Annotated in this window: 25 protein-coding genes; 20 read left to right on the plus strand and 5 right to left on the minus strand. The window is 38.6% G+C overall.

The window, feature by feature from the left end; genetic code table 11:
- Positions 1-253: 253 nt before the first annotated feature.
- The 8 genes from EV200_RS05665 (at position 254) to EV200_RS05700 (ending at position 6,862) form a co-directional block, all read left to right on the plus strand.
- A complete protein-coding gene (locus EV200_RS05665; protein WP_132530043.1) occupies positions 254-1,393 on the plus strand; it encodes a sterol desaturase family protein in 1,140 nt (379 codons plus the stop codon).
- A 150-nt stretch (positions 1,394-1,543) separates the two neighbouring features.
- Positions 1,544-2,668, plus strand: coding sequence for an NAD(P)/FAD-dependent oxidoreductase (locus EV200_RS05670; protein ID WP_132530045.1), 1,125 nt, complete (start codon positions 1,544-1,546; stop codon positions 2,666-2,668).
- Entirely contained in the window at positions 2,669-3,382 is a 714-nt protein-coding gene (locus EV200_RS05675; protein WP_132530047.1) for a methyltransferase domain-containing protein, read from the plus strand. It abuts the gene before it with no gap.
- Positions 3,379-4,431: a type III polyketide synthase gene (locus EV200_RS05680; RefSeq protein WP_132530049.1), complete on the plus strand. Its 1,053-nt coding sequence runs from the start codon at positions 3,379-3,381 to the stop codon at positions 4,429-4,431. Before EV200_RS05675 ends, EV200_RS05680 begins: the two co-directional genes overlap by 4 nt.
- 2 nt (positions 4,432-4,433) lie before the next feature.
- A complete protein-coding gene (locus tag EV200_RS05685) occupies positions 4,434-4,880 on the plus strand; it encodes a 3-hydroxyacyl-ACP dehydratase FabZ family protein (protein WP_132530051.1) in 447 nt (148 codons plus the stop codon).
- Positions 4,873-6,147, plus strand: a complete 1,275-nt coding sequence (locus tag EV200_RS05690) for a beta-ketoacyl-[acyl-carrier-protein] synthase family protein (protein WP_132530054.1) — start codon at positions 4,873-4,875, stop codon at positions 6,145-6,147. Before EV200_RS05685 ends, EV200_RS05690 begins: the two co-directional genes overlap by 8 nt.
- On the plus strand, positions 6,144-6,398 hold the full coding sequence (locus EV200_RS05695; protein WP_029282770.1) for an acyl carrier protein: 255 nt from the start codon (positions 6,144-6,146) through the stop codon (positions 6,396-6,398). The genes EV200_RS05690 and EV200_RS05695 overlap by 4 nt, the downstream gene beginning before the upstream one ends.
- The gene (locus tag EV200_RS05700) at positions 6,395-6,862 is read left to right on the plus strand and encodes a 4'-phosphopantetheinyl transferase family protein (protein WP_132530056.1); all 468 of its coding nucleotides are present in this window, start codon (positions 6,395-6,397) and stop codon (positions 6,860-6,862) included. The genes EV200_RS05695 and EV200_RS05700 overlap by 4 nt, the downstream gene beginning before the upstream one ends.
- A gap of 352 nt (positions 6,863-7,214) precedes the next feature.
- Here EV200_RS05700 and EV200_RS05705 read toward each other — a convergent pair whose 3' ends face one another.
- A complete protein-coding gene (locus EV200_RS05705) occupies positions 7,215-7,592 on the minus strand; it encodes a hypothetical protein (RefSeq protein WP_132530058.1) in 378 nt (125 codons plus the stop codon).
- A 903-nt stretch (positions 7,593-8,495) separates the two neighbouring features.
- Between EV200_RS05705 and EV200_RS05710 the strand changes: the two genes are divergently transcribed.
- On the plus strand, positions 8,496-9,119 hold the full coding sequence (locus EV200_RS05710) for a LytR/AlgR family response regulator transcription factor (protein WP_132530060.1): 624 nt from the start codon (positions 8,496-8,498) through the stop codon (positions 9,117-9,119).
- Positions 9,120-9,653: 534 nt separating this feature from the next.
- Entirely contained in the window at positions 9,654-11,288 is a 1,635-nt protein-coding gene (pruA, locus tag EV200_RS05715; RefSeq protein WP_132530062.1) for an L-glutamate gamma-semialdehyde dehydrogenase, read from the plus strand.
- A gap of 339 nt (positions 11,289-11,627) precedes the next feature.
- Here the strand turns inward: pruA and can are convergent, their stop codons facing one another.
- From can to EV200_RS05730, 3 genes are all read right to left on the minus strand, one after another.
- On the minus strand, positions 11,628-12,284 hold the full coding sequence (gene can / locus EV200_RS05720; RefSeq protein ID WP_132530064.1) for a carbonate dehydratase: 657 nt from the start codon (positions 12,282-12,284) through the stop codon (positions 11,628-11,630).
- Between the two features lie 5 nt (positions 12,285-12,289).
- Positions 12,290-13,894 carry a SulP family inorganic anion transporter gene (locus EV200_RS05725; RefSeq protein WP_132530066.1) on the minus strand — a complete coding sequence of 535 codons (1,605 nt, stop codon included), beginning with the start codon at positions 13,892-13,894 and terminating at the stop codon, positions 12,290-12,292.
- Positions 13,895-14,042: 148 nt separating this feature from the next.
- The gene (locus EV200_RS05730; RefSeq protein WP_029282759.1) at positions 14,043-14,387 is read right to left on the minus strand and encodes a hypothetical protein; all 345 of its coding nucleotides are present in this window, start codon (positions 14,385-14,387) and stop codon (positions 14,043-14,045) included.
- 241 nt (positions 14,388-14,628) lie between these two features.
- On the opposite strand from EV200_RS05730, the gene EV200_RS05735 reads away from it, so the two are divergent.
- From EV200_RS05735 to gpmA, 6 genes are all read left to right on the plus strand, one after another.
- The gene (locus tag EV200_RS05735; protein ID WP_132530068.1) at positions 14,629-16,170 is read left to right on the plus strand and encodes an acyl-CoA carboxylase subunit beta; all 1,542 of its coding nucleotides are present in this window, start codon (positions 14,629-14,631) and stop codon (positions 16,168-16,170) included.
- Positions 16,171-16,262: 92 nt separating this feature from the next.
- The gene (locus tag EV200_RS05740; protein WP_229676781.1) at positions 16,263-17,441 is read left to right on the plus strand and encodes an MFS transporter; all 1,179 of its coding nucleotides are present in this window, start codon (positions 16,263-16,265) and stop codon (positions 17,439-17,441) included.
- Positions 17,442-17,445: 4 nt separating this feature from the next.
- Positions 17,446-17,859 carry a GNAT family N-acetyltransferase gene (locus tag EV200_RS05745; protein WP_132530070.1) on the plus strand — a complete coding sequence of 138 codons (414 nt, stop codon included), beginning with the start codon at positions 17,446-17,448 and terminating at the stop codon, positions 17,857-17,859.
- A 106-nt stretch (positions 17,860-17,965) separates the two neighbouring features.
- Entirely contained in the window at positions 17,966-19,081 is a 1,116-nt protein-coding gene (locus EV200_RS05750; RefSeq protein ID WP_132530072.1) for a M42 family metallopeptidase, read from the plus strand.
- Positions 19,081-19,347, plus strand: coding sequence for a hypothetical protein (locus EV200_RS05755; RefSeq protein WP_165877872.1), 267 nt, complete (start codon positions 19,081-19,083; stop codon positions 19,345-19,347). Before EV200_RS05750 ends, EV200_RS05755 begins: the two co-directional genes overlap by 1 nt.
- 126 nt (positions 19,348-19,473) lie before the next feature.
- Positions 19,474-20,163, plus strand: coding sequence for a 2,3-diphosphoglycerate-dependent phosphoglycerate mutase (gene gpmA / locus EV200_RS05760; RefSeq protein WP_132530076.1), 690 nt, complete (start codon positions 19,474-19,476; stop codon positions 20,161-20,163).
- 192 nt (positions 20,164-20,355) lie between these two features.
- On the opposite strand, the gene xth is transcribed toward gpmA, so the two are convergent.
- Positions 20,356-21,126 carry an exodeoxyribonuclease III gene (xth, locus tag EV200_RS05765; RefSeq protein WP_132530078.1) on the minus strand — a complete coding sequence of 257 codons (771 nt, stop codon included), beginning with the start codon at positions 21,124-21,126 and terminating at the stop codon, positions 20,356-20,358.
- Between the two features lie 111 nt (positions 21,127-21,237).
- On the opposite strand from xth, the gene EV200_RS05770 reads away from it, so the two are divergent.
- The 4 genes from EV200_RS05770 to EV200_RS05785 all read left to right on the plus strand — a co-directional run bounded on the left by EV200_RS05770 (position 21,238) and on the right by EV200_RS05785 (position 23,500).
- Complete coding sequence (locus EV200_RS05770) at positions 21,238-21,708, plus strand: RNA polymerase sigma factor (RefSeq protein WP_132530080.1); 471 nt, start codon at positions 21,238-21,240, stop codon at positions 21,706-21,708.
- Complete coding sequence (locus EV200_RS05775; protein ID WP_132530082.1) at positions 21,698-22,192, plus strand: hypothetical protein; 495 nt, start codon at positions 21,698-21,700, stop codon at positions 22,190-22,192. The genes EV200_RS05770 and EV200_RS05775 overlap by 11 nt, the downstream gene beginning before the upstream one ends.
- Positions 22,193-22,248: 56 nt before the next feature.
- Complete coding sequence (locus EV200_RS05780; protein WP_132530084.1) at positions 22,249-22,821, plus strand: DUF1543 domain-containing protein; 573 nt, start codon at positions 22,249-22,251, stop codon at positions 22,819-22,821.
- A 91-nt stretch (positions 22,822-22,912) separates the two neighbouring features.
- The gene (locus EV200_RS05785; RefSeq protein ID WP_132530086.1) at positions 22,913-23,500 is read left to right on the plus strand and encodes a DUF4142 domain-containing protein; all 588 of its coding nucleotides are present in this window, start codon (positions 22,913-22,915) and stop codon (positions 23,498-23,500) included.
- Positions 23,501-23,676 lie beyond the last annotated feature (176 nt).

The raw sequence follows: 23,676 nt of genomic DNA on the forward strand, positions 1-23,676 counted from the left end.
CATTGCAACATGACGATGCCTGTTAAAGCAACCCTAAATAAGAACAAATGTTTTTTAGAATGAATTACAGCAATTCATATATGTTTTTTTTCTGGTAAATCAGCTATTAGAACCACTTAGCATACAAGAATCTTAATACTCAATTCTCATTTTAAAACACACTTCAATTCTTCACTAATTAACCGAATTAAAATATTAGGGTGAATTAGAAAGTTATTTTTTGTTATAATTGTTATCATCAAAATGCAAAATAATGTCTCCTAATAAACGATTAGTGGTTGGCCAAGGCCAGATCAGTGGTTATATTTCTATTTTCCTGGCTGTTTTAGCGTTGCTCGGAATTCTTTGTTTTTACTACCCTGAAAAATTGACCACGCCAGAATTTAGAGAAATTTATACTAAAGACAGTATGGAAATGCTCATGCTTGGCGGTGTAATCGCTTCCTTTTTCTTTGCTGCATTAAGTATTATTTTAAGCAAAAAACTCAAATGGGGCTGGCCAGGTTTTGCCTTGGCGGCGCTGGCTGTTATTTTTGGTGCTTTGAGTGTTGAAGGTAGAGACGTAGCCAAATCAAGCTGGCATTTTGGTTTAGACTGGATGATTCTGGATTTGCTCTTAATGGTCGCCATTTTTGTTCCGCTGGAATTATTTTTTCCAAAGAATAATGAGCAAACCAAGTTTCATGAAGAATGGCGTACTGATTTAACCTATTTTGTAATCAGTCATTTGTTCATCCAGTTTTTTGGTATCATCACCCAAAAGCCCGCCGTACTGTTTTTTGGCTGGATGGGATTAGATAAATTGCACACCTGGGTACAAGGCTTACCTTTTATAGTGGCATTATTTTTAGCTTTCTTTACGACAGATCTATTTCAATATTGGGCACACCGTTTTTTCCACACGCGGGTATCACTTTGGCGTTTTCATTCCATCCACCATTCCACACAAAATATGGATTGGTTAGCCGGAAGCCGAACGCATTTTATTGATATCTTTTTCACCAGGGCAATGACCTTCATTCCACTTTACATATTTGGTTTTTCATCAACCGTATTTAACGTGTATATTATTTTCATCGCCATCCATGCCGTGTTAATCCATGCCAATACCAGAATCAATTTCGGCCCGCTTAAATATATTTTTACTACGCCACAGTATCACCACTGGCACCACTGCGAAGATCCTAAATATTATGGGCATAACTTTGCATCCATCTTTCCTTTTATTGATATGATGTTCGGCACTTATTATTTACCTAAAAACGAATGGCCAGCTGGCACGGGTGTTCATGAGGCTTCCTATCCAAAAGGCTTTATCAACCAATCTATCTATCCGTTTACGAAAAGTCCGTTCGATACCGATCTAAACATGGAAGAGCGGAGTGACAGATAGGTTCATCATGTAAATTTGTGGAGAAGACCATTTTTAATCACAGTGATCAATTAGCCTCCGGTTCACCACGAGTACATTTCGGTAAAAGCAGTAATTTAATAATCAAACTCAAGTTCAGGCATTCTTCATTTAATTACCATAAATTGCATCATGCTTGATGCAGATGTAATTATTATTGGAGGGGGCCTTGCCGGATTGGTTAGCGCCATTCATTTGTCGCAGGCTGGAAAATCGGTAATTGTGATCGAGAAAGATGGCTATCCTCACCATAAGGTTTGCGGCGAGTACGTCTCAAACGAGGTTTTGCCATACCTCACAGCGTTAGGTGCAAATCCTGCTGTTTTAAATCCAACAGAGATCACTAAATTTGAAATGAGCACACCAAAAAGTGCACTGATTCATGCCGATTTGCCTTTAGGAGGCTTTGGATTGAGTCGTTTTACCTTTGATTATTTCCTGCAGGAAAGGGCAAAACAATCAGGTGCCATCATCTTCCAGGATACCGTATTAGATATAGTCTATAAGGATGAGATCTTCAACGTGATAACAAAAGATAAAACTTATAAAAGCCGCATCGCAATCGGAGCTTACGGTAAAAGATCAGCTTTAGACCTTAAACTTAAACGCCCTTTTATTAAAGAAAAGTCTGATTGGCTAGCGATTAAGGCACATTATAGCGGTGATTTCCCAAATGATCTCGTTGCCTTGCACCATTTTAAAGGTGGTTATTGCGGCGTATCAAAAGTAGAGCATCAGCTGATCAACATTTGCTACCTGGTTAATTACACCTCTTTTAAAAAGTATAAAAACATCAAAGAACATCAGGAAAAGGTATTGTATCAAAATCCACACCTGAGGGCGATTCTGGAAAACAGCACCATGCATTTTGATGCCCCCCTGAGCATCAGTCAGATTTCTTTCGAACAAAAAGAAAGCGTTAAGAACCATATTTTGATGGTGGGTGATACCGCCGGGTTGATCCATCCACTCTGTGGTAACGGAATGGGAATGGCTATCCACGCCGCTCAAATCGCAAGTACACTTATCCTAAAATTTTTTAACGGAGAAATTTCCACTCATAAAAATCTGGAGCATGCTTATACCTTTGAATGGAACCTCCATTTTAATTCAAGATTAAAAACTGGCAAGCTCCTTTCAGGGTTATTAAGAAATGAAAGCCTGTCAGATTTTATGATAAACTGCATCACTAAATTCCCGGCACTTTTACCAAAAATAATTAAACGGACACACGGAAAACCCATAACTATAAGTTAGATGCCAGTAAACACCAAAACCAGGAGTGATGAGCCCGAGCTGATGGATGACTTTGCCCTTGAAGGGGAAATCCTGAGAGATGCACTTGACAAAATTGCCAGTATAAATAAACTGCTTGGCGGAAACAATGTAACCATACATGGTGTTAAAACTTTAATCAATAACCAACGGAATAAGAAGGAAATATCCATTTTGGATGTAGGTTGTGGAAACGGCGATATGCTGAGGACATTAGCAGATTACGGACAAAAAAATAAAATTAGCTTTAAGCTGACGGGGGTTGATGCCAATGCTTTTACCATCAAACACGCTGAGGGATTGTCTGCAGCTTATGAAAACATCAGTTATGACTGTGTGGATATTTTTAGTGATGCCTTTAAAGCGAAAGATTTTGATATCATTTTATGTACATTAACCCTGCACCATTTTAAGGATAGTGAAATTTTAGCCCTAATGAATTCATTTCACCAGCAAGCTAATCTTGGAGTAGTGATTAATGATTTACACCGCAGCAAACTGGCTTATTATTTATTCAATGCCATCTGTTTTGTTTTTAGCCTCAATGAAATGTCTCGAAAAGATGGACTGGTTTCCATTTTAAGAGGATTTAAAAAAGCTGATCTGCAGCGATATTCAACAGAATTAAAATTTGAAAGTTTCAGTATCCAATGGAGATGGGCTTTCCGTTACCAATGGATTATAAAATCAATATGAGCGTAAAAATTAAAGCCGTCAGTAAAGCCTTACCTCCTTTTAACCGCGCCACCGAAGAAATTGTACCATTCCTGGATGCCTGGTTAAGCGGACAGGATGAACGGTTTATCCGGAAAGTAAAAAAGATTTTTGAAAATGCGGCGGTTGATAAGCGCTATTCCTTCATGTCCCCAGAAGAGGTTTTCAGCGATGCTTCATTTGAAGAAAGGAACAAAATCTATATCCGGGAAGGAATAAAACTGGGTGCTAAATGTTTGACCGATGCCTTGGAAAAAGCCAACTGGAAACCCCAAGAGCTTGACTTTATAATCACAGTAAGCTGTACAGGAATCATGATTCCCTCTCTTGATGCCTATTTAATCAATCAATTAAAACTCCGCCAAGATATTGTTCGCCTTCCGGTAACAGAAATGGGTTGTGCCGCAGGCGTTTCAGGAATGATCTACGCCAAAAACTTTTTAAAAGCAAACCCTGGAAAACGAGCAGCAGTTGTAGCAGTAGAGTCGCCAACAGCAACATTTCAGCTGAACGATTTCTCGATGACTAACATTGTAAGTGCAGCTATTTTCGGAGATGGTGCAGCTTGTGTGCTATTATCTTCTCACGAAGAAGATGAAGGGCCTGAAATCATTGCCGAAGAAATGTACCACTTTTACGATGCGGAACACATGATGGGCTTTGACCTCACCAACACAGGACTGAAAATGGTTTTGGATATTGAAGTACCACAAACGATTGAAACTCATTTCCCAGACATTATCCATCCTTTTCTGGCAAAGCAAAATTTAAAGATCGACGACATTAATTATTTAATTTTTCACCCGGGAGGCAAAAAAATTGTACAAATGGTAGAAAGTTTATTTGGTGCACTCGGAAAGAATATTAATGATACCAAAGAAGTTTTACGCCTTTACGGGAACATGAGCAGTGCCACCGTTTTATATGTTTTGGAACGTTTTCTGGATTCAAAACCTGCCAAAGGAGAAAAAGGTTTAATGCTGAGCTTTGGTCCTGGTTTTTCTGCACAAAGAATTTTAATCGAATGGTAAAAATGACATCCAGAGAAATCATAACCCTTCTTCCCTATTCCAAACCATTTCTTTTTGTTGATGATATAGAAAGCATCAATGAGGATGGTGTAACGGGTTCCTTCACTTTTAATCCTGAACTTGAATTTTACCAGGGCCACTTTAAGGATCATCCCATTACACCCGGTGTTATTTTAACGGAAACCATGGCGCAGATTGGCCTGGTCAGTTTAGGGATTTTTCTGCTTTCGGCCGAAGAGCATACTTTTAAAGGTCAGGTGGTCATGACTTCCACTAACGTAGAATTTTTAAGGCCCGTTTTCCCGGGCGATAAAGTGACCGTAATTTCTGAAAAAATATATTTTCGATTCAATAAACTGAAATGTAAAATAACCATGCAAAATCAGGCTGGAGATAAGGTTTGCTACGGAGAACTGGCCGGAATGTTTATTAAAAATATCAATGGATAATCGAGCAGTCATTACCGGAATGGGGGTGGTTTCACCGAACGGCATTGGGTTAGATCGATTTCTATCTGCAATAAAAAATGGTGTTTCAGGAATTAAGCACCAGCAAAATTTAAGTGATCTGAAATTCTCTTGCCAGATTGCCGGATTACCTGATGTCTCAACAGAACTGGCTGCGCAATATTTTACACCTTTAGAATTACGCAACTTCAATAGCTCCGGGATTTTATATGGCGTAATAGCCGGCATAGATGCCTGGCATGATGCAGGTTTGCCGCTGAATGAAACGGATGAACCTTTTTGGGATTATGGAATGGTGTTCGGTGCTGGAACTTCTGGAATAGACCGATTTAGAGAAGCCATTTATACGATCGATAAACTCGAAATCAGGCGTTTAGGCAGCACCGTTGTGGCGCAAACCATGAACAGTGGAGTAAGTGCTTACCTATCAGGAAAAATAGGACTGGGAAATCAAATTTCCACCAACTCATCCGCCTGCTGTACCGGAACAGAAAGCTTACTCACCGCTTTTGAACGCATAAAAAGCGGACAAGCAACTGTGGTTCTTGCCGGTGCCACGAGTGATAGTGGCCCCTATATCTGGGGCGGTTTCGACGGAATGAAAGTTTGTACCTATAAACACAATGAAACCCCAGCAAAAGGTTCGCGACCTATGAGTGCTACAGCAAGTGGCTTTGTACCCGGGAGTGGTGCAGGTGCTTTTGTAGTGGAGTCTTTAACGCATGCAAAAACCAGGGGTGCAAAAATTTATGCTGAAATTTTAGGCGGACATGCCAACTCCGGCGGTCAGAGAGGTGCCGGAACCATGACTGCCCCTAACTCAACTGCAGTTCAAAGGTGTATCAGCAAAGCACTTGAAAATGCCCAAGTTCAAGCCAATGAAATTGATGCCATCAACGGTCACCTCACCGCTACAGCAATGGATGCCCTGGAAATTAGCAACTGGACGATTGCACTGAACCGTAAGGGAGATGATTTCCCATATATTAATGCTTTAAAAGGAATGACAGGTCACTGTTTAACCGCATCAGGAAGCATAGAATGTGTGGCATCTGTGTTGCAAATTCACCATGATTTTCTGTTTCCAAATGTAAATTGCGAAGATTTAAATCCAGCCATTACGGCGTTAATCGATGCTGAAAAAATTCCGCAGAAAATGAAATCAATAAAAATCAATACCTTAATTAAGGCAAGCTTCGGTTTTGGCGATGTAAATGCCTGTATCATCCTTAAAAAATATACCTCATGAGTAACGAAGAAATCATCCATAAACTAAAACCAATTATCACCACTTACGCACCGGCTTCAGCTGCACTGGAAAACCTGAACGAAGAATCCGATTTCATTAAAGACTTAAATATAAATTCGGCCAACCTGGTGGATATCATTTTAGATGTTGAAGAAGCATTCGGCATTACCATCGATAACACATCAATGGAAAAAATGCTTACCGTTAAGGCATCCATTGAAGTAATTAAAGAAAAACTAAGTGAAAAATGATCGGCAACGATGTGGTTGATTTAGATCTTGCGAAAGTACAAAGCAACTGGCGACGAAAAGGATACCTGGATAAAATTTTTACTCAGGCAGAGCAGATTTTAATTGCAACCGCAGACTGTGCAGATGAAATGGTTTGGATATTATGGAGCATGAAAGAAGCAGCTTATAAAATAGATAACCGGATCACAGGTATACGAAACTTCGCTCCGGCAAGCTTAGCTTGTAGCCTGGCTTTTTCTAATGATGAATTGAATGGTTCCGTAAGTATTCAAGATAGGGTTTATTTTACGAAAACAAGTGTTTTACCAAATTATGTACATACGATCGCTACTGCGGTTTATAATCAGCTCAGCGAAATTAGCATAGAAATTTATTCGCAACCCAATTACCCGATTGATTATAAAAGTTTGAATGCCGGATGTGTGAGCCACCATGGGCGGTATCTGGCTTTGGTATATTGCTAAGTTGTATTAAGTGATCATATGGGCATTAACCATTTGTAATGATGGCATTATCATCAATCTCGTCTACCTTTTTGATGGTAATTAAATGTGCATGATTATTTATTTAGCCGAATTAGTTTGGTGCCTCAATAATGTGTGATATAGTAAAAGGCCTTACCTAAAAGTACACCAGCAGGAAGAGAAAGCAGCATGATCCCAAATGCTAAAGATATAAGGTTTGTTATGAATAAGCTTTTATTTTATCTGTCCTCACAAAAACAGAAGTAATACAAGGTATAAGGAGCAAAATGACAGCACTTACAAGTAAAGAAATCATCATGATAATTTTAGTTTAAAACACAATTTATTCTGATTAATGAATGTAAAACTCGCCATATTTGCCTTCGGCTACTTTGTTGCTGGCTGCTGAAATCATTTTATAATTTTTTGCTACTACTTTTTTTGCTTTCTGATCGAATGATATTTCATCTGCGGTGATATCAAATTCTTTACAAGTCAGTTTAGCATGACCGTATAAAAAAATAAGAGTTTTATTTTTACTAAATTTTGTAGAATCTTTAGCAGACCATTTAATTAAATCATCTCTCGTCTTAGCGCTATCAATTCTGCTTAAAGTATATAAATCTGGCTTCAACGAAGCTGAAGATTTTTTATCAGTAAACCCTGTTGAAATCACAAACAATAAAGTCAAACTAAAAACACTAAAAGACAGGTTGGCCATTTTCATCATTAACTTCATGATATTTAAAGCTGTTCTAAATTTCGTTGATTAACGCTTTTATAAAGTAGGTAAGCAAACATGATTATAGATATTATTAAAAAGCTATATTTAATAAATCCCTGATCTATTAATATCCCAATAACTAATAAGGTTGACGCCAAAGTATGATAAATAATTTTCATGTTGATATCGTTTAAATATGATGAATGTTACTATGTAATGAAACAATTATCTCTTTTTAAAAACTAAATTAAAAAAATAATACACAAACCTGCTGATTGTAAGGACGAAATTGTTTTTTGAATAGTATCATTCTTAATTCAAGTTAAGCACAAAATAGTAAATCCCTTGTTACTTTAATTTTTTAAAGCCTTTTTCTTTTGTTTGTTATTGTTTTAAATCTGGAACTGATGATTATCAAGGTTCAAAAAAATATACTTGTCCAAATTTGAAAGGATATTTTTGTATAGATGATCATCAATTTTTCTTACTTAAAGTTTATGCGTTTTCATTAAACATATTAAGTAATTCATTTCGGCAGCATCGGATAAGTTATTTGATGAAATCATTTAATCCTGCATACATTCCTTGTAAAAATTCCATACGATAATCGTAAAGAAATATAAAAAGAAGTGTTGCTATAAATAGCATATTGATTAATTCTTCATTTTTCTTGATCAATATATTTCTCATGAGATTTTCTGATATTTAGCGGGAACTTAAGTTGCAAATTTATTTCAATTTACAACTTATTTGAATAAATTACAAATCAATAACAGAAACTGAATTGGATTACCTACTGGATTTGAGTATCCCTTTCAGCACATCCGCTAACGAAGTGAAGCAGCCCAATCAGATTAATTTAGTAGAACAATTTACCTTACATACCATAAAGCCAAAACCATATACCCCATGATTCACTGCATTATTGTTGATGACGAAGAACATGCCATTGAAGTGATTCAGCATTACCTGAAATCTGTAGCAGCCATACACATAGTGGAAACATTTACAAATCCAATAGATGCTCTGAGTTTTCTAAGCAAAACCCCCATAGATCTTATTTTTTTAGATATCCATATGCCCGAAATTTCTGGCATTGAGTTCATTCAATCCATCCCCTTGCCCCGTTTTCTACAGGCCATTAATAAGGCTCAAAATATCCTCAACACCAAAAGAAACAGTATCAACAATCCTCGCCAGGATGATTATTTCATGGTCAAAACAGAAGCCAAAGGTAAAATGCTTAAAATCAACATTACTGAAATTGATTTTGTTGAAGGCATGAAAAACTATGTCGCCTTTCATCACAACGGCATCAGAACACTCGCTTTACTTACCATGAAAGATGTAGAAGACAGGCTTCCAAAAACTCAATTTATCAGGGTCCAAAAATCATTTATTGTTGCCCTTAATAAGATTACCTCTATAGATGGAAACCGGATTATCTTAAAGGGTATTTCGGCAGAAATACTAATTGGCGAAACCTACAGGAAAGATTTTTTAGATATGATGAAGCAAAAATTACTGCTTTAGAGGAGAATGGCGCTCTTAAACCCGCTCCATCAGAAACTCGGCAGCAGACCTCGCATATAGAACGCATAAATATCAAACGCATGTTTATTCACAATCTCAATATATAATCGTTAGATCATTCCCGCCTTACATTTCCAATTCCCAGCTACATAATATAAACTTTAGTTTTTTAGGTTACAATCGCCATTCCCCTCTTCTGGAGGGGTGCCTGTAAGGCGGGGTGGTTAAAACATAAACAACCGACTTAAACAGCATTCTACCGCACATTATTAATCCAACTCCAAGTTAATATCTCCTAAACTAACATTCTACGCCCTTTCCCTTTCAGGGGAAAGGTGCCGATAGGCGGATAGGGGTTAATATAAACAACCTGCCTAAACAGCGTCCTAAGGCACATTATTAATCAAACTCAGTTTAATATCACTTAAATTAACAAATCTAACGTTTAAGCATGCGCAAGGTTTTCTTTACCAAATAAATAGAATTCCATCCCCCAAAAACCCTTATCTTTGCGCAACTCATAAAAAATACACTATGCTTAAAGGATTTTTTAACGTACCCACTCCGGTAAACGAACCTATATTAAACTACGGCCCAGGCAGTAAAGAACGTGACCTTCTAAAAGAAGCACTAGCCGAAGCCCGCTCACACCAACAAGACATCCCGATGTACATTGGTGGCAAAACTATTCATACTGATAAAAAAGGTAAAGTAGTTGCCCCACATGATCATCAACATATCTTAGCCCAATACAGTATTGGCGATAAAACACACATTGCACAGGCTATTGATGCCGCTTTGGCCGCAAAAGAAGATTGGGAAAACCTTTCTTGGGAACACAGAGCAGCTATCTTTTTAAAAGCCGCAGATTTAATTGCAGGCAAATACCGTTACAAATTGAACGCCGCAACCATGCTTGGTCAAAGCAAAAATGCTTACCAGGCAGAAATTGATGCCGCTTGCGAGTTGATTGATTTCTTACGTTTCAACGTAAGTTACATGGCCGACATTTATAAACAACAACCTCCTGTATCTCCTCGTGGAAGCTGGAACCGTGTAGAGCAACGACCGTTAGAAGGCTTTGTATTTGCACTTACACCATTCAATTTTACCGCAATTGCAGCAAACTTACCTGCCTCTGCCGCCATGATGGGAAATGTAGTGGTTTGGAAACCTGCAGATACGCAAGTTTATGCTGCCAACCTCTTAATGGAAATTTTCCGTGAAGCAGGCTTACCCGATGGAGTAGTTAATTTAGTATATGCTGATGGCCCTGAAACTGGTGATGTTATTTTCAATCACCCTGATTTCGCTGGTATTCACTTCACAGGTTCAACCAAAGTTTTTCAGGAAATCTGGAAAACCATAGGTACCAACATTCATAAATACAGATCATATCCACGTATTGTAGGCGAAACTGGCGGTAAAGATTTTATCCTGGTTCACCCTTCTGCACAAACAGATATCGCCAGTACCGCAATCGTACGTGGCGCTTTCGAATACCAGGGACAAAAATGTTCTGCAGCATCAAGAGTGTACATTGCAGAAAGCATCTGGCCAGAAATTAAAGAATTAATGCTTCGCGATTTAGCCACCTTTAAAATGGGCGGAACAGAAGATTTCACCAACTTCATCAATGCGGTAATCGACGAGCGTTCTTTCGATAAATTAGCGAAGTACATTGATCAGGCTAAACAGGATGAAGGTGTAGAAATCATCGCCGGAGGAAATTACGATAAGAGCAAAGGTTATTTTGTTGAGCCAACCGTTCTTGTGGTAAACGATCCGAAATACACCACCATGTGCGAAGAATTATTTGGCCCGGTATTAACCGTTTATGTTTATGCAGACCAAGACTTCGAATCTATTTTAGAGGTTATTGACACTACATCGCCATACGCCTTAACGGGTGCTTTAATTGCGCAAGACCGTTATGCCATTGATAAAGCAAGTCATGCGCTACGCAATTCGGCGGGTAACTTTTACATCAATGATAAATGTACAGGAGCAGTAGTGGGTCAGCAACCTTTTGGCGGTGCCAGAGGTTCAGGTACCAATGATAAAGCAGGTTCGATGATTAACTTACTGCGTTGGGTTTCTCCACGTACCATTAAAGAAGTTTTTGAATCTCCAACAGATTATCGTTATCCTTTTTTAGCAGAAGATTAATAAAAATCAGTCATCTAATAAAGATGGGCATTTCGTCTCTCTTCACTGGGTGACTTAATAACATTTATATTTTATAACCCCTGAAAACTTCAGGGGTTATTTTTTTTAAAGGCAATCGGTGATTTCATGACCGCCTTAACCTAAACTTTGGCACATCGAAAATAAAAAACCCCGACTGATACCGGGGTTTTCATGACCTATTAAGCTGGAAGTTCGATAAACAATATCCATTAGAATACCGTTTGAATGGCGATCGTAATTCCCCTCTTTCAGAGGGGTGGTCGCAGACCGGGGTGTTAAAAGCGTTGAATCTCAACTTAAATATATCATCAAAACACCTTAGCCAATCTTAAATGCAGGCGTTACATCATCCAGGCAATTACTAGTCACTTCCATGTCTTTGATAATTCCTGTTTTCAAACTATAAACCCAAGCATGAACTGATAATTCCTGACCATTTGCCCAGGCTGCCTGTACAATGGAGGTGTTCATAATATTTGATGCACCTTCAATTGCATTCAATTCCACCAGTCGATCAAACCTTTTAACAGGATCCTGAATCGCCGACATTTCCAATTCATGAGTCCGGTATACATCACGAATATTCCTCAACCAATTATCAATAATGCCTACCTGCTTATTGCCCAATGCAGCTTTCACACCACCGCAACCATAGTGGCCACAAACAATTACATGTTTAACTTTCAACACATTTACTGAATAATCCAGAACGGAAAGCATATTCATATCAGTATGTACCACCACATTGGCAATATTCCTATGTACAAAGATATCGCCAGGTTTAGTGTTTGTAATCTGGTTAGCAGGTACACGGCTATCAGAACAACCAATCCATAAAACAGGTGGATTCTGACCGTCAGAAAGTTTATCAAAAAAACCCGGATCTTTATCAATCGTATCCCTTACCCAATCTTTATTTCCTTGTAATAATGCTTCGTATGAAATATCTTTTGTTTCTATTGGTTTTGCGCACATCTTACTTATTTATTAAAATCTTCTACAAATTTGTTGGTTAATTTTGGTACAGTATAATGTTTCTGTATATGCTCTAATGTTACTATAATGCCTTTTGTATAAGCATTATGTTTATAATTGAAAATGGTTTCCAACACATCAGGATCAATGTATCTGGCATTGGAGCCATCAATGATGACGTTTGTTTCTCGGGGAATATTCGTTAAAACGACCTGTATGGCAGCCTTATTTAAAAATGATACCTCTTCCGCCAGCTTAATTCTGATATTTTTCCGGTCACCATCATTAGTAATCCGGTAAAAGAAAGGGTTACGCATATTGGTACGCAACAAATAGAATATAGAAACCATCATCCCTACAGCTACCCCTTTTAGTAAATCGGTAAACAGCACGGCCAGTACGGTAACCACAAAGGGCACAAACTGATCCCAGCCCTTATGGTACATGTGTTTGAACAAGGCTATCCGCGTTAATTTATAACCCGTTACCAATAAAATAGCAGCCAGGCAAGAAAGTGGAATCATATTAATCACCTGAGGGATAAATAATAAAGACAAAAGCAGCCAGATGCCGTGGAAAATAGCAGACATTTTGGTCCGGCCACCTGCATTCACATTGGCAGAACTCCTTACAATGACCGATGTCATGGGTAAACCACCAACCATCCCACTCGTAATGTTACCTATCCCCTGTGCAATCAGCTCACGATTAGTGGGCGATACCCGTTTAATCGGATCTATTTTATCCACCGCTTCAATACTCAAAAGCGTTTCCAAACTGGCCACTACCGCAATGGTGAGGGCTACAATATAAACATTTTTATTAGCCAGCTGTGAAAAATCAGGCAAGGTAAATAAACCTAAAAACCCACTAAAACCACTAATTACCGGTATTTTAACCATTTGATCGGCCCGTAATGGATGATCTGTTCCAGAGAATAAAAATGTACCCAGAATGCCCAGTGCCACCACCAATAAGGGAGCAGGTACTACAGTTAATTTAGGAAATTTGGGCCAGATAATTAAAATGGCTATAGATAACAAGCTGATCACCACAGCAGCCAAACTAAAATGACCAATTGCCGCCGTAATTGCAGAAAAAGTATTTTCATGGTCTTGTTGAAAAAACCCCTCATCGCCACTAAAATCAGTATCAACACCCAATGCATGAGGCAATTGCTTCAAGATTAAAATCAAACCAATAGCGGCCAGCATCCCCTCTATCACACTGGATGGAAAGTAATTCCCAATGGTACCGGCCTTTACCAAACCCAGAATCAATTGAAAAACCCCTGCCAGTACTACGGCCAGTAAAAAGGTTGGATAAGCACCTAATGAAGTTATGGCACCCAAAACAATCACTGTTAAACCAGCAGCAGGTCCGCTTACACTTAACTGCGAACCACTACAGGAAGCCACAACAATACCGCCAATAATGCCGGTGATTAAACCAGCAAACAATGGCGCACCAGAAGCCAGGGCAATTCCCAAACATAATGGCAAGGCCACTAAAAATACAACGATACTGGAAGGAAGATCTTTCTTGAGATTCTTTTTCAGGAAATATTTTTTGATATCCGAACCTGAAAAGGCAGGGTTAAACTTTTGCATAACGATAGAATTATCTGGTAAATTTTAACGAATAAATCGCGGGGATCTTAAAATGAAATCTTCAACTCTAGCATGCAGCAAAATGACCATGCGCCATATGCCTGCCTCAGTTAAAAAGCACAACAAAAAATTAACCCCAATAAAAAAACTAGATAAAGTTGGGTGGCGGTGTGGGCACCGTAGGATGATATGGATCTACATATCTTTTAAAATGCTCAATAAAACTACTCTTCAACACAAAATGGCTGGAAGAGAATTCATAAGCAAAAATTGGATGATTGAGTTCGAGAAGTTTGAAATCGGTAAATTTTGTAATGTCTTTGCCAGTATCCTTGCCGCTATCATGTTCCAGTTCAATCTGCATGATTACCGCATTCATAATCTCCTTATCCATACTCTTATAAAAAACCGGCGCACCAGAAATGCCCATCTTCGCAATGAAGATAAACATAAAGGCCGTAACGATAATATATTTGTATTTCCTAAAAAACATCCGAGATTTCTAATCCGATTCTAATGAGATATTACAAATGTAAAGGGATTATTCGCTTTTCAATGAGATTGCCGTAAAAAAATGCAATATAACCGATGAAGCATTTTAGATATATGACTGGCTATCCTACAGGCTGATACCCATCTGATATTTGACACTTATAACGCAGATCTAAATTAAGAAAGATACAAACTTGGAATCTCAATGGTAATTTTTAAATTTAAAACCTCATACATCTGCAATGGATAAAAAAATAGCTTTACTTCAGGATAAAATCAAACAAGCCAACCTTGGCGGCGGACAAGCACGTATTGATAGCCAGCACGCTAAGGGCAAGTTAACCGCTCGCGAGCGCATTCATTTTTTGATGGATGAAGGAAGTTTTGAAGAAATTGGGATGATGGTAACTCACCGAAGTACAGATTTTGGAATGGAGCGTGAAAAGTACCTGGGTGATGGTGTAGTAACCGGTTACGGTACAATAAACGGCCGTTTAACCTATGTTTTTTCACAGGATTTTACTGTTTTCGGAGGTTCCCTGTCAGAAACACATGCCGAAAAAATCTGCAAGTTAATGGATATGGCCATGAAAAATGGTGCCCCATTAATCGGCCTGAATGATAGCGGGGGTGCCCGAATTCAGGAAGGTGTGGTTTCACTGGGCGGTTACGCCGATATCTTTTATAAAAATGTGCAGGCATCAGGAGTAATTCCTCAGCTATCTGCAATTATGGGCCCATGTGCGGGCGGTGCAGTATATTCTCCAGCCATCACCGATTTTATTTTAATGGTAGAAAATACTTCCTATATGTTCGTAACAGGACCAAATGTGGTGAAGACCGTTACACACGAAGAAGTAACTTCTGAAGAATTGGGGGGAGCCACCACACATGCCACCAAATCTGGCGTAACGCATTTCGCATGCAGCAACGAAATAGAAGCCATCAATCATTTAAAAAAACTTTTAAGTTACATGCCACAAAATTGTGAGGAAATACCCTTGCAATGTCCATATGAAGCAGGAGATGAAAGTAGATTATCATTAAATACTTTCATGCCGGAAAATGCATCTCAACCCTATGATATCCGCGAAATCATTTCAACAATAACCGATGCCGATAGTTTCCTTGAAATCCATAAAGATTTTGCAGAGAATATCGTAGTAGGTTTTGCCCGTTTAGCTGGCCGAAGCATTGGCGTAGTCGCCAATCAGCCTGCTTACTTAGCGGGTGTGCTAGACAGTAACTCTTCTACAAAAGCGGCAAGGTTTGTCCGTTTCTGCAATTGTTTTAATATTCCATTGCTTGTGTTTGAAGATGTTCCGGGTTTCCTTCCCGGAACCGATCAGGAATGGAATGGCATTATTACCAATGGCGCCAAGTTGTTATATGCTTTCAGCGAGGCAACCGTCCCACGCATTACGGTAATTACCAGGAAAGCTTATGGTGGAGCCTACGATGTCATGAACAGCAAGCATATCGGAGCAGATCTGAATTATGCATGGCCTAGTGCAGAAATTGCCGTGATGGGCGCAAAGGGTGCTGCAGAAATTATCTTTAAAAGAGAAATAACCTCAGCAGAAAATCCCGAAGAAAAGTGGATCGAGAAAGAAAAATTATACGCCGATATTTTTGCCAATCCTTATCGTGCTGCCGAAAGAGGTTTTGTAGACGAAGTAATTGAGCCCTCACAAACCAGAATGAAGCTGATTAAAGCTTTTAAAATGTTGGAAAATAAAGTGGTTAATCATCCCCGTAAAAAACATGGAAACATACCTTTGTAAAAAATAGTCCATAGTCATAAGTCCATAGTCTGGGAGTATATCAATCTCAGCCTCCAAGACTCATGACTAAGGATTTTGGACTTTAGACTAGCATGCAGACTACTTCAACATTATCCCGAACCGATATTTTATTAATGGCCTTTTGTACCGGCCTTATTGTGGCCAATATTTATTATTGCCAACCCCTGGTGATCCTCATTGCCGAAGATTTTAAGCTGAATGAAACCTATGCAGGAAGGATTACCTACATCACGCAGATTGGCTATGCACTAGGTTTATTTCTATTGGTTCCCCTGGGCGATATGTTCGAACGCAAAAAACAGATTTTATTCATCACCGGCTTAGCCATTATAGCCTTATTAGTTGCAGCAGTTTCGCATACTTTTTTCTTACTCGAAATCGCATCCTTGTTAATTGGCATTTGCTCCATTGTTCCGCAGCTTATTTTACCACTTGCAGCCAACTTAAGTTCTGATGAAAACCGTGGAGCCAACATAGGCATCATCATGAGCGGTTTATTAGTGGGCATCCTCGCTTCCAGAGCAGTAAGCGGAAGTATAGGTTTTTGGCTGGGCTGGCGTGCCGTTTATTACATGGCTTCCGGAATCTGCTTGTTATTAATTGTATTAATGGCGAAACGATTTCCGCAAAGTTTCCCGGCATTTAAAGGTTCTTATAAACAGCTCATGCGTTCCATGTTTGGCTACATTAAAACGCAACCTGTTTTACGGGAAACATCTATCATTAATTTTCTGGCTTTCGCCATTATCAGTGCATTCTGGACAACCATGGTGCTGTTTTTAGCCAACCCACCCTTTCGTTTTCAAACCCTGCAAATTGGTTTATTTGGAATTGCCGGCGCAGCAGGCGCCTTGGCTGCACCTTTGGTTGGCAAGTTAAGTGATGGAAATAATCCACGTAAAAATCTCATGATTGGTTTCGTATTACAGTTGGTTAGTATCGCATTATTTTATTTCACGGGCAGTCATTTATACCTTTTCGTCATTGGCATTGTATTGATTGATATCGGTCAGCAGGCCATTCATGTAACCAATCAAACCCGGATTTATACCCTCATTCCAGAAGCCAGAAACCGATTGAATACTATTTTTATGTCCGTCAGCTTTATTGGTGCCAGTTGTGGGTCAGCCTTAGGATTATGGCTTTGGGGCCAGGGCGGCTGGGCAATGTTTTGCTACGGCATGGCAGCCATTACGGTACTTAACATCTTAATTTATAAGTTCTACGGAAGAAAAAAAATTACATTATAGAATTATGATGCTCATTCAGATTGAACAGATTTTCCCCTCACTCACCTGGAAAATAAGGCATGAAGTAATGTACCCTGAGTTGCCTATGGATAGCGTAAAATTGGCAGATGATTTTGAAGGCATCCATTTTGGAGTATACCTCGAACATAAACTTACAGGCGTGGTATCATTATTTAATGAAGGCGATGTATACCAGTTTAGAAAACTGGCCATTCTTTCTGACGCACAAAAATCTGGCTTAGGCACACAACTTATGAATCATATCTTGGATTTTTGTAAAATTCAGAAAGCCTCAAAGCTTTGGTGCAATGCCCGCGTAAATGCTAAAGAATTTTATTATAAATTTGGCTTTCATGAAACCGAAAAAACCTTTTTTAAAGATGGTTACGATTTCGTAGTAATGGAAAAAGAACTTTAAATTACCAACCGTCATGCTGATCCGATAGTTATCGGATTTAGTTCAGCATCTCATTAATCAGATCCTGAATCAAGTTCAGGATGACGAATAATTATAGAATAATATTATGGCTAAGAAAAAAGAAGACGAAAAGAAAAATCATGTTCCCGTAGTGACCAAAAAATCATTACAGTTTTTGGAAGAATATATTAATAACCCTGCCCCTACTGGTTACGAATGGGAAGGACAAAAACTTTGGTTAAACTATTTAAAACCCTACATCGACGAGCATTTTGTAGATAATTATGGAACTGCAGTGGGTGTAATCAATCCAAAGGCACCTTACAAAGTTGTTATTGAAGCACATGCTGATGAAATTTCATGGTATGTAAATTACATCACCAGTGATGGCTTAATTTATGTCATCCGCAATGGTGGTTCTGATCATCAGATTGCACCATCAAAAAGAGTAAATATTCATACCGAAAAAGGTTTGGTTAAAGCCGTTTTTGGCTGGCCAGCCATCCATACCCGTCACGGCGAAAAAGAACAGGCACCAGAATTAAAAAACATCTTTTTAGATTGTGGCTGCACTACAAAAGAAGAAGTAGAGAAATTGGGTATCCATGTAGGCTGCGTAATCACTTACGAGGATGAGTTTATGATTTTGAACGACCGCTATTATGTAGGTCGTGCTTTAGATAACCGTGTGGGTGGTTTTATGATTGCAGAGGTAGCACGTTTATTAAAAGAAAACAAGAAAAAACTTCCGTTTGGATTGTACATCGTAAATTCTGTACAGGAAGAAATTGGCTTACGCGGTGCAGAAATGATTGCACAACGGATTAAACCAAATGTGGCCATTGTAACTGATGTAACGCATGACACCACTACGCCAATGATTAATAAAAATATTCAGGGCGATTTATCAGCCGGTAAAGGCCCTGTGGTATCTTATGCGCCAGCGGTTCAAACCAATTTGAATAAGTTATTAATTAAAACAGCCGAAAAGAATGAAATTCCATTTCAGCGCCAGGCCTCATCACGTTCTACCGGAACCGATACAGATGCATTTGCATACTCTAATGGAGGTGTTCCATCTGCGCTGATTTCATTGCCACTACGTTACATGCACACCACTGTAGAAATGGTACATAAAGAAGATGTAGATAATGTAATCAGCTTAATTTATGAAAGCTTACTGAACATTAAAGACGGGCAGGATTTTAGAGAATTTAAATAATGGAACAAAAGATCTCGCACCCGAAAATAGCAGTCAGAACCTTACTAAAGGTTCTATTAATGATTGTAATTATTTTCACACTGAACTCCTGGCCAAGCATAAAACAAAGCCTGAGTGGTCAGGTGCCACCTTTCAACTACTGGCTTGATCACAGTTTTAAGCCAAGTAATTTCTTGCTTATCATTGGCTTTGGTGCATATTTCTACTATAAAGATTTAACCGATCAGAAAGCATTGATTGAAAAACAGCAGAACGAGATTGATTAACAAATGAAAAGGCTTGAAGTGAATACTTCAGGCCTTTTTTACATATCAAAATATAGCGCCCTAAATTTGACAATCCGCATACAGCGAATAAAATCAATTACTATTGGCAATTGTTATCAAAGGCAAATGAAAAAAATCGTATTAATTCGGCACGGGCAAAGTATCTACAACCAGGAAAATCGTTTCACAGGCTGGACAGATGTAGACCTTTCTGAAAAGGGCTATCAGGAAGCTAAAAAAGCTGCAGAAATATTAAAGAAACATGATTATAACTTTGATATTGCCTTTACATCATTATTGAAACGGGCAATCAAAACCCTGCACATTATATTAGAGGATCTTGATCATCTTTGGATTCCGGAGTATAAAACCTGGCATTTAAACGAGCGTTTTTACGGCGCACTACAGGGATTAAACAAAGCGGAAACCGCAGAGAAATATGGAGCGGAACAAGTTTACAAATGGCGCAGAGATCCTGATGAGGAGCCTCCTCAAGTCACAAAAGATGATGAACGCTATCCTGGAAATGATTCACGTTACCATAACTTATCACCCGAGCAATTACCATTAAGTGAAAATCTAACCGATACAATTGCAAGGGTACTGCCTTTCTGGAACGAATCAATTGTGCCAGCCATCAGCAAAAATGAGAAAGTAATCATCTCCGCACACGGAAATAGTTTAAGGGCATTGATCAAATACCTTGACCATTTATCAAACGAAGAAGTTACCGCTTTAGAAATACCAACAGGAAGTCCACTGGTTTATGAACTTGATGATGACCTGAAAAAAATCAGGCATTATTATTTAGAATAAATGATTTGCAAAGGACGATCAGTAACGAAGAAACTAGCGCACTAAACTCAAGAGGTGTCATCATTACGAGAAGCTCTTCCCCCACATCGTCATTGCGTGAAGGCTTTTTCAGCCGACGAAGCAAACTCATTCGCGATATGATTAAAGAAAAAGGATCACTCACTCATTTACTAATTCCATCATTCTCCAATCCTACTTAACCTCAATCCACACCGGGGCATGATCACTTGATTTTTCCCAACCACGAACATTTTTATCAACACCAGCATTTAATAACCTTCCCTCTAATTTAGGGCTCAACAAAAAATGATCAATCCTTAAACCCGCATCCCGACCATATGCATTTCTAAAATAATCCCAGAAAGTATAAATGGTTTCCGTAGGATAAAGCTTTCTAAGCGCATCCGTCCAACCCTGATCCACCAGCTTTTTAAAAGCATCTCTAACTTCGGGCCTGAAAAGGGCATCATTTACCCAACGTTCAGGTTTATATACATCATTTTCAGTAGGAATCACATTAAAATCTCCAGCTAAAACCACAGGCAAATCATATTCAAGCAATTTCGCTGCATGATCAGTTAGCCGCGCCATCCAAGCCATTTTATAATCTAATTTTGGCCCTGGTGTAGGGTTGCCATTTGGAAGATACAAGCAACCAATCACCACATCATTGATCAAGGCTTCAATATATCTGCTGTGTAGATCTTCATCATCACCCGGTAAACCACGCCTAAGTTCCTTAATTTCATAACCACGTGCCAGAATAGCTACCCCGTTCCAGCTTTTTTGCCCCTGCCAAATGGCTTGATATCCAGCATCTAAAATCGCTTGTTCCGGAAATTTCTCCTGTGGTGCTTTTAACTCCTGAATACAAACTACATCAGGTTGAGTTTCGGCTAACCACCTCAAAAACACAGGCAAACGTCCATTTATTCCATTAACATTATAAGTCGCTATTTTCATGATAAATTAAAGTGAATAAAGCAGTTAGTAATAAAAATATTTCATTTTTTTGTAAATGTAAATCAAAATTTGGCCTTATCTTGCAAATTATTTTACAAGTCAATCTAATTAATGTCTGAAGTTATTCTAAACATCTCAAAAGAAGCATCTAAAGATATCCGGCAATTTTACGATAAATATGCCGGTATGCTTTTAGGCTTTATTCATGGTGCCATTCAGGATCCTAAAGAACCCGAAACACTTTTAATTAAAATTATAACATCTTTTATATTGGAAACGAATCTAAATGCGCAAAGTAACCTCAGCACATGGATGCTTTTAAGGCAACATGCACAAAGAACTTTGGCACAGCAAAATTTGAGCGACAAGCCCTTAACAGATTCTGTTTTGAATACAATTCCCAATCACCCGGCAGAAAATTCAGACCTCCTAAGTCCCAGAGAAAAAGAAATATTTAGTGCCGTATATTACCAGGGCCGATCAATTTCTGGCTTAGCCGAATTACTTGGCGAAGAAGAAAATAACATACGCATTCAACTGAAATCATCAATTGATAAAATGAGGAGGTTACGTGAAAATTAAAGAATGGATAGAAAGTGGTATCATGGAAACCTATGTAATGGGAGTTGCTACCGAACAGGAAATTGAACAAGTAATATCACTGAAAAAACAATATCCGGAATTTGAACAAGAACTAGCCAAACTGGAGTATGATATGGAAATGCTGGCACAGGGCATGGCCATTCTACCCCCTCCGGGAATTTTATCAAAAATTCAACATGAAGTAAATGAAATTCAGCTTCGTGAACAGAAAGTAGAGAAATTTACCGCACGTGAGCACACCTCAAGCCAGGATGATACCCGAAAAGACCGCTACATTGAAGTGGAATCAGAATCCAACCACATGCGCATTCATAAAGCATGGCGATGGGTTTTTGCAGCCGTTTTTGTATTAGGGAAAATCTTTTTAGGCTTCGCAATTTATTATTACCTGGAAAACAGACAAGCAAAAGAACAGATTGAAGAACTTAAAATGGAAATCAAAAAAGGTGCTCCACTTCGTTAATTTCTTATTTTTTTAAACTATAGCCTCCTTAAGGCGTTGTTATAAAAATCAAAAAAATGAACGAAGATTTAAATCAACCCAAATTATATATGCTTTTGCTTGGATCAAAAGCCCCCAAAAGAAATGTAGAACAGCACGACTATTTCTTTGGAATAGCTACATCATTAAAAGAACTTGTTCCGGAAATTAAAGCATTCTGGCCCGAAGCCGGAGCAAGTATTCATATTGATGGATGGAGAGAAGTAAATCAGGTAGATGGCTATCAGATTAATATTCTTCCTAAAGTGGCAGAACAAAAATCATCAGTACACAAATTATTCTTTACTAATCTGGGCGGTTATCAGGCCGGTAAATTAGCAGAGCAACATTACATTGTATTAAGTGTAAAAGATGATCGGGCCTCTGCCATTCAACACGCTAAAAAAACCGTATTCTTTAAAACCAATTCCATTAAAGGCGCAAATGCACACATCGATGAAAAATACGGTATCGACATTGATGACATTTATCGGGTAGAAGAAATTTTAAGTCCGGTTTTTAAGACAAAGTATCACATCGAAATTACGCCCGATTCTACTTTACCAGAAGATGAGATTCATTTAGGTTACTTTAAACTCGATAAACTTTAAGACGGTTAGCATTCGCATTTGTCAAGAAGTATCTGCCTGAAAACCATTCCGTAATTATCATGTTATTAGATGATAACAAAACCAATAATATATGAAAAAGTTAATTTATGTAATGGCAGTTTCCGTTTCAGCATTGGCATTTCAAGCATGCAGCGGAGGAAACAAAGATGCTAAAGAAAGTGCAGACAGCTTGAACCAAAGCAAAGACACGACTACTAATGTGGCTGCAACCGGAGGGATTGCTGTTGATGAGGCCGATTCAAAATTTGCAACAACAGCTGCTGTTGGCGGTATGGCAGAGGTAGAATTGAGTAAACTTGCACTTCAAAAAAGCAGCAATGCTCAGGTAAAGGAATTTGCTACAATGATGGTTACCGATCATGGTAATGCAAATGCTGAACTAATGGAAATAGCGAAAACAAAAAACATCACACTTCCAACTACAGTTGATGCTGATCACCAGAAAAAAATGGATGATTTGAGTAAAAAATCAGGAGCAGATTTTGACAAAGCATATGTGAGCGATATGATTGACGGTCATAAATCTACCTTGAAATTAATGGAAGATGAATCTAAAAACGCAAAAGACGCTGAATTAAAAGCTTTTTCAACTAAAACCGCACCTATTGTTCAGGGCCACTTAGTAATGATCAATAAGATTAATGATTCCATGAAGTAATCTTCAGGATAAGTAATACCCTGTTGAGATAATATGCTTTACAATATTATCTCAACAGGGTATTTTGTTTTAAACCATCCCGGTCTGCGACCACCCCTCCAAAGGAGGGGAATTACAATCGCCATATCCCTCTTTCACAGGGATGGTCACAGACCGGGGTGTTAAAAGCAATAAAC

This window comes from Pedobacter psychrotolerans (genome assembly GCF_004340665.1).
In the GTDB taxonomy this organism is placed as follows: domain Bacteria; phylum Bacteroidota; class Bacteroidia; order Sphingobacteriales; family Sphingobacteriaceae; genus Pedobacter; species Pedobacter psychrotolerans.

What these genes read in the sequence shown, in the direction of transcription:
- EV200_RS05665 (WP_132530043.1), top strand. Translation starts at nt 254, where the DNA reads ATGTCTCCTAATAAACGATTAGTGGTTGGCCAAGGCCAGATCAGTGGT.
- EV200_RS05670 (WP_132530045.1), top strand. Translation starts at nt 1,544, where the DNA reads ATGCTTGATGCAGATGTAATTATTATTGGAGGGGGCCTTGCCGGATTG.
- EV200_RS05675 (WP_132530047.1), top strand. Translation starts at nt 2,669, where the DNA reads ATGCCAGTAAACACCAAAACCAGGAGTGATGAGCCCGAGCTGATGGAT.
- EV200_RS05680 (WP_132530049.1), top strand. Translation starts at nt 3,379, where the DNA reads ATGAGCGTAAAAATTAAAGCCGTCAGTAAAGCCTTACCTCCTTTTAAC.
- EV200_RS05685 (WP_132530051.1), top strand. Translation starts at nt 4,434, where the DNA reads ATGACATCCAGAGAAATCATAACCCTTCTTCCCTATTCCAAACCATTT.
- EV200_RS05690 (WP_132530054.1), top strand. Translation starts at nt 4,873, where the DNA reads ATGGATAATCGAGCAGTCATTACCGGAATGGGGGTGGTTTCACCGAAC.
- EV200_RS05695 (WP_029282770.1), top strand. Translation starts at nt 6,144, where the DNA reads ATGAGTAACGAAGAAATCATCCATAAACTAAAACCAATTATCACCACT.
- EV200_RS05700 (WP_132530056.1), top strand. Translation starts at nt 6,395, where the DNA reads ATGATCGGCAACGATGTGGTTGATTTAGATCTTGCGAAAGTACAAAGC.
- EV200_RS05705 (WP_132530058.1), bottom strand. Translation starts at nt 7,592, where the DNA reads ATGATGAAAATGGCCAACCTGTCTTTTAGTGTTTTTAGTTTGACTTTA.
- EV200_RS05710 (WP_132530060.1), top strand. Translation starts at nt 8,496, where the DNA reads ATGATTCACTGCATTATTGTTGATGACGAAGAACATGCCATTGAAGTG.
- pruA (WP_132530062.1), top strand. Translation starts at nt 9,654, where the DNA reads ATGCTTAAAGGATTTTTTAACGTACCCACTCCGGTAAACGAACCTATA.
- can (WP_132530064.1), bottom strand. Translation starts at nt 12,284, where the DNA reads ATGTGCGCAAAACCAATAGAAACAAAAGATATTTCATACGAAGCATTA.
- EV200_RS05725 (WP_132530066.1), bottom strand. Translation starts at nt 13,894, where the DNA reads ATGCAAAAGTTTAACCCTGCCTTTTCAGGTTCGGATATCAAAAAATAT.
- EV200_RS05730 (WP_029282759.1), bottom strand. Translation starts at nt 14,387, where the DNA reads ATGTTTTTTAGGAAATACAAATATATTATCGTTACGGCCTTTATGTTT.
- EV200_RS05735 (WP_132530068.1), top strand. Translation starts at nt 14,629, where the DNA reads ATGGATAAAAAAATAGCTTTACTTCAGGATAAAATCAAACAAGCCAAC.
- EV200_RS05740 (WP_229676781.1), top strand. Translation starts at nt 16,263, where the DNA reads ATGCAGACTACTTCAACATTATCCCGAACCGATATTTTATTAATGGCC.
- EV200_RS05745 (WP_132530070.1), top strand. Translation starts at nt 17,446, where the DNA reads ATGATGCTCATTCAGATTGAACAGATTTTCCCCTCACTCACCTGGAAA.
- EV200_RS05750 (WP_132530072.1), top strand. Translation starts at nt 17,966, where the DNA reads ATGGCTAAGAAAAAAGAAGACGAAAAGAAAAATCATGTTCCCGTAGTG.
- EV200_RS05755 (WP_165877872.1), top strand. Translation starts at nt 19,081, where the DNA reads ATGGAACAAAAGATCTCGCACCCGAAAATAGCAGTCAGAACCTTACTA.
- gpmA (WP_132530076.1), top strand. Translation starts at nt 19,474, where the DNA reads ATGAAAAAAATCGTATTAATTCGGCACGGGCAAAGTATCTACAACCAG.
- xth (WP_132530078.1), bottom strand. Translation starts at nt 21,126, where the DNA reads ATGAAAATAGCGACTTATAATGTTAATGGAATAAATGGACGTTTGCCT.
- EV200_RS05770 (WP_132530080.1), top strand. Translation starts at nt 21,238, where the DNA reads ATGTCTGAAGTTATTCTAAACATCTCAAAAGAAGCATCTAAAGATATC.
- EV200_RS05780 (WP_132530084.1), top strand. Translation starts at nt 22,249, where the DNA reads ATGAACGAAGATTTAAATCAACCCAAATTATATATGCTTTTGCTTGGA.
- EV200_RS05785 (WP_132530086.1), top strand. Translation starts at nt 22,913, where the DNA reads ATGAAAAAGTTAATTTATGTAATGGCAGTTTCCGTTTCAGCATTGGCA.